Raw genomic sequence first — 14,338 nt, 5'->3', positions numbered from 1 at the left:
CTCATTTGTATCCTTCAGGCAGGATCTGTTGAGATGATTGAAGCGGCCAAGCCACCGGAACACAGCCTGCACGACCTGTATCTCGATCATCGAGGCTGGCTGGAAAACTGGCTGCGCCGACGCATGGGCAATGCGTGGGATGCCGCTGACCTGAGTCAGGATACGTTTCTGCGGGTGCTCGGCAGTTCGCAAGCGCTCGTCGATATGCGTGAGCCCCGCGCCTATCTGCTGACGGTCGGCAAGCGACTGCTGAGCAATTTCTACACCCGGCGCAGCCTTGAGCAGGCGTATCTGAATGCCCTGGCACAGCTCCCTGAAGACTGCGTGCCGTCCCCGGAGCAGCGCTGGATTCTGCTGGAAACCCTACAGGCGCTCGATGAATTGCTCGATGGCCTGCCGCGCGCCGTACGCCGGGCATTTCTGTGGAGTCAGCTCGAAGGCCTGGGCTACCGCGAAATTGCCGAACGCCTGCAAGTGTCCGAACGCACCGTAAAGCGCTATATGGCCCAGGCTTACGAACACTGTCTGCTGGTGGACATGTAATGCGCACGGCACCGTCGAGCGAGGCCCGCGAGGTCGCACGGGCCGCTGCACAGTGGTTGGCGTTGTTTGAATCCGGCGAGGCGACGGACGCCGATCACGCCCGATTGCAAACGTGGCGTAACAGTCACAGCAGCCACGAAAACGCCTGGCAAAAAGCCCAACTGTTGCGTCAACGCTTCTGCGAACTGCCCCCGGCGCTGGCGATGGCCACCCTGGACCGACCAGATCCCGCACGGCGTGCAGCGCTCAAACGCATGCTCGGTGTTGCCGCACTGGTGCCAGCGGCCTGGCTGATCAGTCGTCAATTGCCGCTGGATGTCTGGCGCGCCGATTTGCACACCGGTACTGGTGAACGCAAAAAATGGCCGCTGGCCGATCGCAGCGTCTTGCAGCTCAATACCGACAGTGCGCTGAACGTCGATCTTGCGGCCCGTCAGTTAACCTTGGTGCGCGGTGAAATGGCGCTCAGGGTGTCGGGCGCCGCGCCATTGGCGATCCGCTCCCCATACGGTCGGATCACGGTCAGCGGCAGTGAAGTCTGCGTGCGGCTCGACGAGCGCACTTGTCAGGTTGCGGTGGTCAGCGGGGCTGTGCAGCTGCACCCCCTGCAAGGGCCGGGATTGACCTTGCATGCGGGGCAACGGATCAGCCTGCAAGCCAGTGGTGCTGGCCCGATTGGCACGTTCGACGCCATGCTGCCGGACTGGCGCAGCGGTGTTCTGATGGCGCAAAACCAGCCGCTTGGGGATTTTCTGCGTGAGCTGGGCCGGTATCGATCCGGATTGCTGCGCTGGGATCCGGCGCTGGAAACCTTGCGTGTCACTGGCAGTTTCCGTCTCGACAACACCGATCGCGTGCTGACCCTGCTGGCCGCGAGCTTGCCGCTGGACGTGCAATCTCGTACGCGTTACTGGGTCACTTTGGTGCCACGGAAAAATATCGGTTGAAGCCTGTCCCTTTTTTTCTCCTCGCTGGTCATTTCAGTCAAGTGAACTGAAAACGAGAGCTTCTCCCCATGTCCGCAGTATTTCCCAGCCGTATGCGTCCATTATTGCAGTTGAGCCTGATGCTGAGTCTGAGTACCAGCCCGTTTGTGATGTCCGAGAGCCGGGCCGATGACGCCCGTCGCAGTTATCAAGTGCCGGCCGGCAGCCTGAGTGCCGCGTTGACCCGCTTCGCGGGACTGGCCGGCGTCAATCTGTCAGTGGACCCGGCGCTGGTCAGCGGGCGCAGCAGTTCGGGACTGGCCGGTGATTTCGGGGTGGAAGAGGGCTTCGCCCGGCTGCTCTCCGGCTCGGGCCTGCAACTGCAACCGGTGGGCGAGCAAGCCTACATTCTGGTGCCAGCGCCCGAGGGCGGCAGCCTGCAACTGGCGCCGACCTCAATTCTTGGGGCCCAGGACGCCGGTGGAGGGGATGTCTTCGCCGGCGGCCAGGTGGCGCGACGGGGTTCGCAAGGTTTGCTGGGCTCGCGGGACTTCATGGAAACACCGTTCAGTATGACTACCTACACCAGCGAGGCGGTCAAGAATCAGCAGGCGCGAACCTTGGGCGATCTGATCGCCGGCGATCCCTCCGTCCGCGCAACCAACCCGGCCGGCGGCCGCTACGAGCAATTCACCATTCGCGGTTTCAGCCTCTTCAACAGCGATGTCGCCTACAACGGCCTCTACGGCGTGCTGCCCACTTACACGATCGACATGGAAATGGCCGATCGCGTCGACATCCTCAAGGGCCCGAGCCAACTCATCAACGGTATCTCTCCGCGCGGCAGCGTCGGTGGCGGCATCAACGTCGTGCCAAAACGCGCGACCGACACGCCGATCACTTCATTGACCGCCAACTACGCGTCGAACAACCAGGTCGGCGGCGCGGTGGATGTCGGCCGGCGGTTTGGCGAAGACAATCAGTTCGGCCTGCGCTTCAACGGCGTGAAACAATCCGGCGATACCGAGTGGGATCATCAAAGTGTCGATCGTGACATGGCAGTGCTGGGCCTGGATTTTCGTGGTGAGCGCCTGCGCCTCTCGACTGATGTCGGGCACACGGAACGTGACACCGATGCGCCGCAGGAGCGGGTCCAGGTCGGCGCCAATGCGCGGGTACCGAGCGCCAGTGATGTGCGCCATAACTACGCGCAACCCTGGAGCAAGGCGCGCACCAAAGATACGTTCGGTACGGTCAACGCCGAGTTCGATGTCAACGATTCGACGATGCTGTATGGCGGTGTCGGCGCACGTAAAAGCAATCACGATTTTCTTCGGCACGCGGTTTCGGTGACCAACAACGCCGGGGACTTCAGTGTCCAGCCCCGGGATTTCACCCGTGACGAAAACGTCCGTACGGCAACGGCCGGTGTGCGCAACTGGTTTCACACCGGACCCGTGAGCCACGAGATCAATCTGGCCGCCAGCTATTTCTACATGGACTTCGAAAACGGTGGTGCGCGTTACGCAGCGGCTCCGAGCAATCTCTATCACCCGGTGGAAACGCCGAAACCGGTGCGTCCAACACGACAGGACCCTGAGGTCTACACCGAGAACCGCTTCAGCGGCGTGGCGTTGGCCGACACCCTGGGTTTCTTCGATGACCGCCTGCTGCTGACGCTTGGTGCCCGCTGGCAACGCGTGAAGGTTGATGACTGGTCCGACAACGTCAAGGGCGACACGGCTTACGATGAAGAGAAGGTTTCGCCGTCGGGTGGACTGCTGTTCAAAGCCACCGACAGGTTGTCGCTGTACGCCAATTACATGGAAGGCTTGAGCCAGGGCAAGATCGCACCGTCGACCTCTGTGAACGAGGACGAAATCTTCCCGCCGTTCATTAGTCGACAGGTCGAGGTGGGCGCCAAGTACGACGCCGGCTCGTTCGGCCTGACCGCGGCGGTGTTCCGGATCAAGCAGCCGGCTTACGAAACCAACGCCGTCACGCGGGTGTTCGGCCCCAACGGCAAACGGCAGAACGACGGTGTGGAACTCTCTGTGTTCGGCGAACCGCTCAAAGGCTTTCGACTGCTGGGTGGCCTCATGTATATCGACAGTGAACTGACCCATACCACCAACGGCACGTTCGACGGCAATCGTGCACCGGCGACGCCCAAGTACAACGTCAACCTGGGCGCCGAGTGGGACGTGCCGAACGTGCAGGGGCTGACATTGACCGGGCGGGGGATCTATTCCGGCTCGCAGTATCTGGATCAGTCCAACAACAAGGAAATTGACGCCTGGGAGCGCTTTGATGTGGGCGCACGGTACGCGTTCAGGGTCGACGAAAAGACCATCACGCTGCGGGCCAACGTGGAGAATGTGGCGGACAAGCGTTACTGGAGCTCCGCCGGGGCTTCGGATGACAGCGAGCCGGGTTTGACGCTGGCGACGCCGCGAACCTATCTGCTGTCGGCGACGGTGGATTTCTGAGCGTTGAATTCAGCGAGCGCGCCGGGATTGGTCACGGGTAGCCGGCGCCAGTTGAAGTGCCCGTCATCCTCGTGACGGGCGCACACTAACCAATCCGGTTATTGCGCATGATCGAAAAATTAAGCGCCGCAGCGACACACAGCCAGGCCAGATAGGGAAACAGGATCAACCCGGTAATCACGTCCAGGCGCAAGGCCAGGATCACCATCGCTGCGACGACCAACCACAACAGCACGAGAATGATCATCGCGGCAACGATCCGCTGCGCACCGAAAAACACCGGCGTCCACAGCGTGTTCAGGGCAATCTGCGCGGCCCACAATGCCAGCACCTGTTCGCTGCCGGGAATCAGGGTCAAGCGGTAGCCAACCCAGGCCAGCAGCAGGTAGATCGTCGTCCACGCCACCGGAAACACCCAGTTGGGTGGCGTGAACTTCGGTTTGTTGAGCTGCGCGTACCATTGGCCGGGCTGGAAAACCATGCCGGTGGTGGCCGCCGCACCGCAGGCAATCAGGAAAATCAGGAAAGTCACCATTTCTTACTCCTTGGCCGCAGCCGTTTGCCTGGTTTGTTCCGCCGCAGCGGTCGTTCATTCGGATCTTGAGCACATCAATTCGCTGACCCGCGCTACCAGTGTGTCGACCGCGAAGGGCTTGGTCAGCACCTGCATGCCAGGGCCCAGTTGACCGGCGCCGATCACTGCGTTCTCCGCATATCCGGTAATGAAGAGCGTGGTCAGGTTCGGGCGGATCTCCCGGCCGGCATCCGCAAGCTGCCGACCGTTCATGCCACCCGGCAGGCCGACGTCGGTAATCAGCAGGTCGATGTGCACGTTCGATTGCAACACCTTCAGTCCGGCAACGCTGTCGCCCGCCTCAAGCAGGTTGTAGCCAAGATCGCCGAGCACTTCGGTCAACAAGGCGCGCACGGTGGGTTCATCGTCGACCACCAGAATGGTTTCGCTGGCTTTGGGCAGCAACGCCGGAGCGATGTGCTTGTCATCGTGACTCTGCACGGGATCGCCACGGTGACGCGGCAGGTAGATGCACATCGTGGTGCCCCGATCGACCTGCGAGTGCACGCGCACCTGGCCGCCGGATTGCTTGGCGAACCCGTAGATCATTGACAACCCCAGCCCGGTGCCCTGGCCTAGCGGTTTGGTGGTAAAGAACGGGTCGAAGGCCTTGGCGATGACATCGGCCGACATGCCAGTGCCGGTATCGGTGACGCACAGGCACACATACTCGCCCTCGGGCATGTCCAGCGCGCCGGCGGTCTCGGCGTCCATGATGCGATTGGCGGTCTCGATGGTGATGCGTCCGCCGTCGGGCATTGCATCGCGGGCGTTGATACATAGGTTGAGCAGGGCGTTTTCCAGTTGACTGGCATCGACCAGTGTCGGCCAGAGCACCGACGAGCCAATGGTTTCCAGCAGAATGCTCGGGCCCACCGTGCGCTGGATCAGTTCGGTCATGCCGGTCATCAGCGTGTTGACGTCGGTGGGCCGCGGATCGAGGGTCTGGCGTCTGGAGAAGGCCAGCAGGCGGTGGGTGAGGGCGGCGGCACGCTTGACTGCGCCTTGTGCAGTCACCATGTATTTGTCGACTTCGCTCAAGCGGCCCTGATTGATCCGTGCGCCCATCAACTCCAGCGCGCCGGAAATGCCGGCCAGCAAGTTGTTGAAATCGTGAGCGAGGCCTCCCGTCAGTTGACCGACCGCTTCCATCTTCTGCGATTGACGCAGTTTCTCCTCTGCTTGCATCAACTCGGCGGTGCGCGATGACACCCGTTGTTCGAGGGTGTCGTTGAGCGAACGCAACGCGGCAATAGCCCGGTCGCGTTCCGCCTCGACGGTGCGGCGCTCCTCGACATCAATCAGCACGCCGGGAAAGCGCAGCGGCGTTGCGTCCTCTGCACATTCAACACGCCCGTTCGCCTCGATCCACTGGTATCTGCCGTCCTCGCGCCGTACACGGTACTGATGGGAATAAGCGCCTCCACGACTAATGGCTTCGTCGATTGCCGTGGTCAGGCTATCGCGGTCGTCGGGGTGCACGCTGGTGATCACTTGTTCGAGGCTTAGGCCTTCACGCCCCAGTGCCGGGTCGAGATTGAACACCTGGGCGAAGCCTTCGTCGACGGCAAAACGGTCGGTCAGCAGATCCCAGTGCCAGGTGCCGATAATGGCGCCGGCCGCGAGCGCCAGTTGCACGCGCTCGACGTTCTCCCGGGCGATCGCCTCACTGGCTCGCAAGCGGTCTTCTGCCGCGCGCCGCTCGGTGACGTCGTTGAACAGGATCGCGATCTGCCGGTCGGCCGGGTCACCGACGCGCACCGCACGCACATCGAACCAGCGCTCAAAGGTATTGGCGTAGTTCTCGAAGTTCGCCGGCTCCCCGGTCTTGGCCACGTGGCCGTAGGTTTCGAACCAGAAGCGTTCCAGATTGGGCGCGAATTCGGTCACCCATTTACCGCGCAGGTTGACCCCGCACTGGCGCTCGAACGCCGGGTTGGCCTCGACGAAGTAGTAGTCGACGGGCTGGTCGTTGGCGTCGAATTTGACTTTGACGATGGCAAACGCCGACTCGATGGTTTCCAGAATGGTACTGAAACGCTCTTCACTGCGGCGCAACGCCGTTTCGGCACTGCGCGAGCGCGTGAGGTCAAGCATCGCGCCGATCATGCGTTCGGCCTGGCCGGATTGATTGCGGATCAGGTGACCGCGATCGAGCACCTCGGCATAGGAGCCATCCTGACAGCAGAACCGATACTCCGCACTCCATGTCGTGCCGTCGCCTTCGATGGCGGCGCGGATCGATGCCTGCACCCGCGCCTGATCCTGCGGATGGATCCGCGCGAACCGCCAGTCACCGCTGGGATCAACGTTCTCCTGCGGGAAACCATACGCCTGTTGCAACGCCTGGTTCCAGATGATCTGGTTGGTTTGCAGATCCCAGTCCCACACCGCATCACTGGTGGCCATGACGGCCAGTCGATGGCGTTCCTTGGTTTCGATTATGGCGCGCCCGAACAGATGCTCCTGAGTACGGTCGCGGAGAATTTTCACGAAGCCCAAATGAGTCTGGTCTTCATCGTAGAGCGGCATCAGCTCGCCAGAGGCCCAGAATCGCTCGCCGTCCTTGCGCAAATGCCATCGCTCATCGTAGGCACGGCCTTCGACAAGGGCGCGCTGTATTTCCTGTTCGACCCGGCCGGCGGCGCGGTCCTCAGGTGTGAAAAAGCAGGCCGCGCTCTGGCCGCGAACCTCTTCGGCGGACCAGCCCAGCACGTTGGTTGCGCCGCAGTTCCATTCCGTGATGTATCCGCCGGGGTCAGTGACGACCATCGCGAAATCCACTGCACTCTCGAAAACCGCGCGCTGCCGCGCCTCACTGCGAGCGAGCGCAGCCTGACTGGCGTGCAGTCGCGCCGTGATGTCGCGCTCATCGTCGGCTTCAGTGCTCTGCAAGGCGGCGCGTAATCGCTTGACCTCGGACTCGAGCGCTTCGCGACTAAGGTGTTTGAGGGTGTCCATCTCACCTTCTTGGTTGAGTTTTTCAAGGGCCGATTTCGGAGGGTCGGGCATGCCCGACAGGTGCAGTCAATATCGGGAAGCGTTGTGGCTGCTGATCCGTTGACTGGTTGCTTCGTCGTTAAGTTTCACTGATGGAGCAAGGTCGTTTCGGGCGAGCACTGATTTCAAAACGATTCGCCGTTATCCAGGCGCGCCAACAGTGCCTGGCCGCGTTGCCAGAGTGCCTGTTGTTTGGTTTCCGGCATGCGGTCGAGGTTCCTGTACATCATGCTCATGCGCTGATTGCCGCGCAGCAGTTCACCGTGGCGCATCAGGAAATGCCAATACAGCGCATTGAACGGACAGGCATTGTCCGCCGTGCTTTCGCTGACCTTGTACGCGCAGCCGCGGCAGTAATCCGACATGCGATTGATGTACTGGCCGCTGGCGCAATAGGGTTTGGAACCGAGATAACCGCCATCGGCATGCATGACCATGCCCAGCGTGTTGGGCAGCTCGACCCAGTCAAAGGCGTCCATGTAGATCGCCAGATACCACTCGCAGATCTGGCTCGGCGCGATGCCGGCGAGCAGGGCGAAATTGCCGGTGACCATCAGCCGCTGAATGTGATGCGCGTAGGCGTGCTGCAAGCTTTGCCCGATGGCGTGGCGCATGCAGTTCATTTGCGTATCGCCGGTCCAGTAGAACTCGGGCAATGCCCGGGTGTTGCCAAACGAGTTGCCCAGTGCGTAATCCGGCATCTTCAGCCAGTACACGCCCCGCACATATTCCCGCCAGCCAATCAGTTGCCGAATGAAGCCTTCGGCGGCATTGAGCGCAACGCTGCCGGCCCAGTACGCCGACTCCACGTCGCTGCACAGCTGGCGCAGATCCAGCAGGCCGATGTTGAGCGCCGCACTGATGCGCGCATGAAACAGAAACGGCTCGTCACTGGCCATGGCGTCCTGGTAATCGCCAAACCCGGCCAGGCCATAATCAAGAAAATACGCCCAGAGTGCCTGCGCATCGGCATGGGTGACGGGATAGTTGAAGTCATCGAGCGCGCCGTAGTGCTGGCTGAAGCGCGCCTTGACCAGTGCCAGTACATCGCGGGTGATGGCGTCGTTTTTGAAGCGTGCCGGGTAGGGCGCTTTGACGCCCTTGGGCAGGGCCTTGCGATTCTCGGCATCGAAGTTCCACGCGCCGCCCACTGGCGAGCCGTCACCATTGAGCAGCAGGCGGCTCTTGCGACGCATCTCACGGTAGAAAAACTCCATGCGCAGCTGTTTTTTGCCCTCGGCCCATGCGGCAAATTCTTCGCGACTGCACAAAAAACGCGTATCGGCGTGCCAGTGGATGGGCAAACCGCATTCCTTGATCGAGTGCTCCAGTCGCCAGTCGCCACACTCGGTGATGTGCACTTGCTCGGCCTGTAACAACGCTTGCCAGCGTTTCAGCTCACCGGGCACCGAACCGCTGTTATCGGGATCATCCAGGGTCACGTATTCAACCCGCGTACCCTGATCCCGCAACGCCTGGGCGAAATGGCGCATGGCGCTGAAGATCAGGGCAATCTTTTGTGGATGGTGGGGCACATGACTGGCTTCTTCCATGACTTCAACCAGCAACACGGTGTCGCGCTCAGCGTCGAGTGCGTGTAATGAAGCCAGATCGAACGACAACTGGTCGCCCAGTACCAGACACAAGCGGCGGGTAACGTTCATTCAATGGAGCTCTGCGTTTTACGGTTCATTGGCTTGATTCGGGGCCTTGGCGGCGGAAGAACAAAGTCACCTGACCGACTTCCACCCCGAACTTGGACATGCTGGTGCGGTTGATCAACGTGTCCTCATCCATCAAGTACATCCAGTCGTCCATGCTCATTTCATAGGTCGAGTCGTCGACCGGTACGTTCAGCCGATAACGCCAGTGAAGTGTGTTGCCCGCCACCTGGCCTTGGGCAACCCCTACGACATCACCGGCGCGCCCGCTCCAGCGTCCCTGGCCCTCGGGCGTCAGTGTCCATACGCGGTGTTGGCGGGTGCCATCGCTGTACAGGAAGCGCTCGTCGAGAATCAGGTTGTTGCCTTCGCGACGGCTGACAATGTTGACTTCGAAACGCTTGGTCACTTCGCCGCCGCGCTTCTGAAACATGCCCCAGGCCTTGACGGGCTGGCTGAAAAACCGCTGCAGATCGAGGGCTGGTTGTTGATCGGCATAATGGCTGACATCCACGCTGGTGCAGCTTGCGATGCTGAGTATCAGTGTCAGTAACAGCACTAATCGAGTCATTGCTTTGCTCCCTGATGGCAGAGGGGGTCGAGGAACCGCGCTGGAAATGCTTTCTTGTACGCCATGAAGCGCGCGTACAGGGTTGTGGCCGTCTAATTTCGCTTTCCTGCGGCAGGGTTGCGCCGCATGGCGGATCAGCACCCAAAATAATTGTACGAGGAAGGCAATTCTGTATAGGTTTTGTTCACGATAGGCGGAAAAAAGCCACCTGACAATCAAGAGGTAATTTTTTCGCGCAAATGCGCAGAACCGACATCACAAGCTGAAGGCTTGCCTGGGTAGCGGGGAGAGGGCGCGAATAGTGTTCACTGTGGTTTGCGGTGCTGTCGCCAGCAGGCGGAAAAAGGCCCGGTTTCCTCCGGGCCAGTCATGCACATCAGTGCGAATCCGCCTCGCTCGCAGCCTCGGCAGCGGATCTTTCCCTGCGCCTCTGGAGCCAACTGTAGAACGCATGCACGGGATGAAGGACGGCGGTGAGTACGCCGAGCAGCAGGATGGTGAAAAGGATGATCAGCGGGATGCTTTCGTGCGAGAACATGGTGGGTTACTCCTGTAGTCACTATGTCGTAACCCGCAGACTAGACGCATCGAATCCTGTTCTCGATGAATGAATGTTCATCCTTGAACGCTTCGGGTGTGTTACGGCGAATCCTCCGGACGCATGGTCAGGATGATTTTTCCGACATTCTCTGAAGACTCCATTCGCCGGTGAGCATCGGCAGCCCGCGCGAGCGCAAATGTGCTGTCCACCACCGGTTCCAGGCTCCCTGCGCCGTCGAAGCGATCGAGCCAATGCTCACGGAAGCGCTGGATCATGGCGTGCTTTTCCGGTTGTGTGCGGGATTTCATCACCGTGCCGATGATTTGCAGATGCCGATAGAGGATGTGTTCGAGCTCCACGCTTACCTGGCCGCCACCGCCCAGAATCCCGACCTGCACCAGTCGGCCACCGTGAGCAAGCGAGGCAATGTTGCGTGCGAAGTAGGGTTCGCCGATGAAGTCGATGACGACATCGACCCCTCGACCATCTGTCTTGTCGGCAATGACTTGGGCGAAGTCCTGGGTCTTGTAGTCAATCGCGACGTCAGCCCCCAGATGTTCGACACGCGATAACTTGCTGCCCTCTGTGGTGGCATACACCGTGGCGCCGGTGGCGTAGGCCAGTTGCACGGCGGCGGAGCCGACACCGCCGGCCGCCGCATGAATCAACACCGAGTCGCCGGACTTGAGGCGAGCCAAGTGCATCATCGCTTCATGGGCGGTGACGAACACCTCCGGGATAGCCGCTGCGTGTACATAATCCAGTTGCGCGGGGATCGGCATGGCCATGCGGTAGTCGATGCGCGCCAGTTCGGCATAGGCGCCACCGCCAACGACGCCCATCACTCGGTCTCCTACGGCGTAGCCAGTCACTTCGCTGCCTGTCTCGATCACCTCGCCAGCGATCTCCAGTCCGATGATCAGCGAGTCACCGAAATTCGGATGCCCATAACCACCGGTGCGATGGGTCAGGTCGGCACGGTTTACGCCAGCGGCGTAAACCCGCACCAGAAGGTCGGTGGGGCGGACTTCGGGGTCGGGCGCATCGACGAGTTCCAGGACATCTGCGGCGCCGAATTCTCTGATGTTGATCGCTTTCATAGCGGGTTCTTCTCCGAGTCGGAAAACGTGGCATTGGCGATGGCCGATGCAGTGATGGCGCCGGGAAAGCCCACATAAAACGCCAGGTGGGTAATCGCTGCGGCAATTTCGTCCAGGCTGACGCCGTTGGTGATTGCCCGGCGCAAGTGAGCGGGCAACTCTTCTGAGTGCCCCCCGGCAATCAATGCAGCGACGGTAATCAGGCTGCGGTCGCGAAGTGACAATCCAGGATCGGCCCAGATCTGCGGATAAAGCGTTGCGTCGACGAAATCCGACAGCTTGGGTGTGAACGCCCGGGCCGCTTCGCGAGGACTGCTGAAATTGATCGTGGACATGGCGGCTCCCTTAAACCTGGCTGATGAATTTGTGGGTGAGGTAGTGCTCGATGCCTTCAACGCCGCCTTCGGAGCCGTGACCACTTTCTTTCATGCCGCCGAACGGAAGCTCGGTGGCGACGATGCGGTACTGGTTTATCCCGATCATTCCGGCTTCCAATCCGTCGGCCACGTCGATGGCTGTTCGTGCATTGGAAGTGAACGCATAGGCCGAAAGGCCATACGGCAATCGATTCGCTTCTTGCAGGCCGTCGGCCAGCTCGTTGAAAGGCATCAGCACGGCGATGGGGCCGAAAGGTTCTTCGTGCATGATGCGGGCGTTCATGGGCACGTCTGCCAAAACGGTGGGCTGGAAGAAAAAGCCGTCTCCGGGAAGCGCCTCGCCACCGACCAATACCCGTGCGCCTTTCTCGACGGCATCGGCTATCAATTGCTCCATCTTGATCAACTGCCTTGGGTTGGCGAGCGGTCCGACCTGCGTCTGTGGGTCGAAGCCGTCGCCGATTTTCAGGGCTTTGGTGGCCGCGACAAAGTGATCGACAAACGCTTGATAGGCGCCACGCTGAACGATGAACCGGGTCGACGAGATGCACACCTGGCCGGTACCGCGAAAGCGGTTTGCGACCCCCTCTACTGCGGCTTTCTCGACATCAGCGTCGGCGAATACCAACACCGGGCCGTGGCCTCCCAGTTCCAGGGTGATGGGTTTCACGCCCTCGGCGGCGCGGGCCGACAATAGCCGTCCAATGGGCACCGAGCCGGTGAACGTCACCTTGCGGATGATCGCAGACGCAATGAGCTGGCTGGACACCTGATCCGGTACGCCGAAGACCACTTGCAGCACGCCTTTGGGCAGGCCTGCGTCGTCCAGCGCCCGTGCCAGCGCCAGTGCGGTGGAAGGGCTTTCTTCTCCGGGTTTGAGAATCACACTGCAACCCGCCGCCAGGGCCGCCGACAGTTTGCGGGCAGGCGTGATGGCCGGAAAATTCCACGGCGTGAAAGCTGCGACCGGGCCAATGGCCTGGCGTTTGACCAGTTGCAGTACACCGGGGCGGTTGGCAGGTACAACACGGCCGTCGATGCGCCGAGCGCTTTCGGCGAACCATTCGAAATACTCTGCGGCTCGCACCACTTCATCCATGCTTTCGCTCAGTGGCTTGCCTTCTTCCAGGGTCATCTGCGCTGCAATGTGCGGGGCTCGTTCCAAGATCAGATCGGCGGCGCGTTTGAGGATTTTCGCGCGCTGGTCCGGCACCGTCTGCCGCCATTGTTCGAAGCCCACTCGGGACACTTCCAGGGCGCGGTCAAGGTCGCCGGCAGTGGCGAGGGGAACACGTCCGATTTCACGCCCGGTCGCAGGGTTGACGACGGCTGCCGTAGAGCGACCTTGCGCATCGATCCATTCACCACCGATGAAAAGATAAAGCTGATCGTAGGAGTTGTTCATGGTGTGGCCTTTGGTTGGTTGTCAGGGACGGGCAAGCGCTCCGTGAAACCAAGTCTATGGAAGGTCAGTCGCTTGATTTAGCCGGCCACGAGGGAATCATTGTTGTCCCCAGAGGTAATATCGGGGGGCAGGGGGAGGGTGTAGCATCCGCACTTGTCTCAAGCGGATTGCAGGTCTGAAGGACGATCAGGATGGATAAACTTTCAAATATGTCGGTGTACGTAAAAGTGGTCGAGATGGGCAGTTTCACGGCCGTTGCGAACCATCTGGACTCCACTGTCGGCAATGTCTCGCGCGCCGTCTCGGCACTTGAAAATGTGCTCGATGCGCGTCTGTTGCAACGATCTACCCGACGTCTTTCGGTGACCGACGCGGGTCGTCGGTTCTACGAGCGGTGCATCAAGATCCTGGCTGACCTGGAAAGTGCAGAAGCCGAAGCGAGCAATGCAGCCTTGAAGCCTAGGGGAACCTTGCGCGTGCACTGCGTACCTGGACTCGCTCGGCACCTGGTGACCGGCGCAGTGCTGGCGTATCGCGATGAATTTCCGGACGTCACCGTGGATTTGATGCTCTCGCAACGCATGCCCAACCTGCTCGAGGACCAGTTGGATGTCTCGATCCTGATTGCCCGTACGCTGCCGGATTCAGCGTATGTCAGTCAGAAGATCGGCGTCAGTCATTGCGTTCTGGCCGCGTCGCCCGACTATCTGGAACGACACGGAACCCCGACCACGCCTGACGAACTCAGCGCTCATCAATGCTTGCTGCTCGGAACGGTGGACTATGTGCGGGATGAGTGGCAGCTCAAGAGCAAAGCAGGTGACGCGACCTTCGTTCCCACCGGACCGAGCTTCAGCGTGAATGACATGGACGCGATGGCGGTCGCCATTCGGCAAGGGGCCGGTATCGGCTTGCTGGCTGGATTTACCGCTATCGATGATTTTCGCTCTGGCCAACTGGTGCGGGTTCTGCCTGACTACCATACGTATGAGCGAAACGTGTATGCGGTCTACACGTCTCGACAGTTCGTCGATGCCAAGATCACACGCTTTATCGACAGTTTGAAGGACCGTGTGGGGAGTCAGCTGGCAGCAACGGCTCAGGCACTTATCGATTGAAAGCCCCAGGCCGCATCGGTGAGGCAGGGGACT

General features: G+C 60.7%; 12 protein-coding genes. 4 read left to right on the top strand and 8 right to left on the bottom strand.

Annotated features, from left to right (window positions below; translation table 11 throughout):
* Nucleotides 1–33: 33 nt before the first annotated feature.
* The 3 genes from QLG12_RS04685 (at nt 34) to QLG12_RS04675 (ending at nt 3,958) form a co-directional block, all read left to right on the top strand.
* On the top strand, nt 34–543 hold the full coding sequence (locus QLG12_RS04685) for a sigma-70 family RNA polymerase sigma factor (protein ID WP_282474018.1): 510 nt from the start codon (nt 34–36) through the stop codon (nt 541–543).
* Nucleotides 543–1,490 (top strand): FecR domain-containing protein, encoded by a 948-nt coding sequence (locus tag QLG12_RS04680; RefSeq protein WP_282474017.1) that lies wholly within the window; start codon nt 543–545, stop codon nt 1,488–1,490. The genes QLG12_RS04685 and QLG12_RS04680 overlap by 1 nt, the downstream gene beginning before the upstream one ends.
* 68 nt (nt 1,491–1,558) lie before the next feature.
* Nucleotides 1,559–3,958 carry a TonB-dependent receptor gene (locus QLG12_RS04675; RefSeq protein WP_282474016.1) on the top strand — a complete coding sequence of 800 codons (2,400 nt, stop codon included), beginning with the start codon at nt 1,559–1,561 and terminating at the stop codon, nt 3,956–3,958.
* Nucleotides 3,959–4,043: 85 nt separating this feature from the next.
* On the opposite strand, the gene QLG12_RS04670 is transcribed toward QLG12_RS04675, so the two are convergent.
* The 8 genes from QLG12_RS04670 to QLG12_RS04635 all read right to left on the bottom strand — a co-directional run bounded on the left by QLG12_RS04670 (nt 4,044) and on the right by QLG12_RS04635 (nt 13,187).
* The gene (locus QLG12_RS04670; RefSeq protein WP_108562004.1) at nt 4,044–4,493 is read right to left on the bottom strand and encodes a TspO/MBR family protein; all 450 of its coding nucleotides are present in this window, start codon (nt 4,491–4,493) and stop codon (nt 4,044–4,046) included.
* 54 nt (nt 4,494–4,547) lie between these two features.
* Nucleotides 4,548–7,493, bottom strand: coding sequence for a PAS domain-containing protein (locus tag QLG12_RS04665; RefSeq protein WP_282474015.1), 2,946 nt, complete (start codon nt 7,491–7,493; stop codon nt 4,548–4,550).
* Nucleotides 7,494–7,657: 164 nt separating this feature from the next.
* Nucleotides 7,658–9,196 carry a cryptochrome/photolyase family protein gene (locus tag QLG12_RS04660; RefSeq protein ID WP_197867784.1) on the bottom strand — a complete coding sequence of 513 codons (1,539 nt, stop codon included), beginning with the start codon at nt 9,194–9,196 and terminating at the stop codon, nt 7,658–7,660.
* 25 nt (nt 9,197–9,221) lie between these two features.
* Nucleotides 9,222–9,764 (bottom strand): DUF3833 domain-containing protein, encoded by a 543-nt coding sequence (locus QLG12_RS04655; protein ID WP_282474014.1) that lies wholly within the window; start codon nt 9,762–9,764, stop codon nt 9,222–9,224.
* A gap of 376 nt (nt 9,765–10,140) precedes the next feature.
* Nucleotides 10,141–10,302: a hypothetical protein gene (locus QLG12_RS04650; protein ID WP_165369533.1), complete on the bottom strand. Its 162-nt coding sequence runs from the start codon at nt 10,300–10,302 to the stop codon at nt 10,141–10,143.
* 101 nt (nt 10,303–10,403) lie between these two features.
* Complete coding sequence (locus tag QLG12_RS04645) at nt 10,404–11,405, bottom strand: NAD(P)H-quinone oxidoreductase (RefSeq protein ID WP_282474013.1); 1,002 nt, start codon at nt 11,403–11,405, stop codon at nt 10,404–10,406.
* On the bottom strand, nt 11,402–11,740 hold the full coding sequence (locus tag QLG12_RS04640) for a carboxymuconolactone decarboxylase family protein (protein WP_197867780.1): 339 nt from the start codon (nt 11,738–11,740) through the stop codon (nt 11,402–11,404). Before QLG12_RS04640 ends, QLG12_RS04645 begins: the two co-directional genes overlap by 4 nt.
* A gap of 10 nt (nt 11,741–11,750) precedes the next feature.
* Nucleotides 11,751–13,187, bottom strand: a complete 1,437-nt coding sequence (locus tag QLG12_RS04635) for an NAD-dependent succinate-semialdehyde dehydrogenase (protein ID WP_282474012.1) — start codon at nt 13,185–13,187, stop codon at nt 11,751–11,753.
* Nucleotides 13,188–13,378: 191 nt separating this feature from the next.
* Here QLG12_RS04635 and QLG12_RS04630 point away from each other — a divergent pair, with 191 nt between their 5' ends.
* On the top strand, nt 13,379–14,305 hold the full coding sequence (locus QLG12_RS04630) for a LysR family transcriptional regulator (protein WP_197867778.1): 927 nt from the start codon (nt 13,379–13,381) through the stop codon (nt 14,303–14,305).
* Nucleotides 14,306–14,338 lie beyond the last annotated feature (33 nt).

This window comes from Pseudomonas sp. V88_4, assembly GCF_029967985.1.
Classification (GTDB): Bacteria; Pseudomonadota; Gammaproteobacteria; order Pseudomonadales; family Pseudomonadaceae; genus Aquipseudomonas; species Aquipseudomonas glycinae.
The sequence above is the reverse complement of the archived record's forward strand: the minus strand, read 5'-3'. Positions and strand labels throughout refer to the sequence as shown.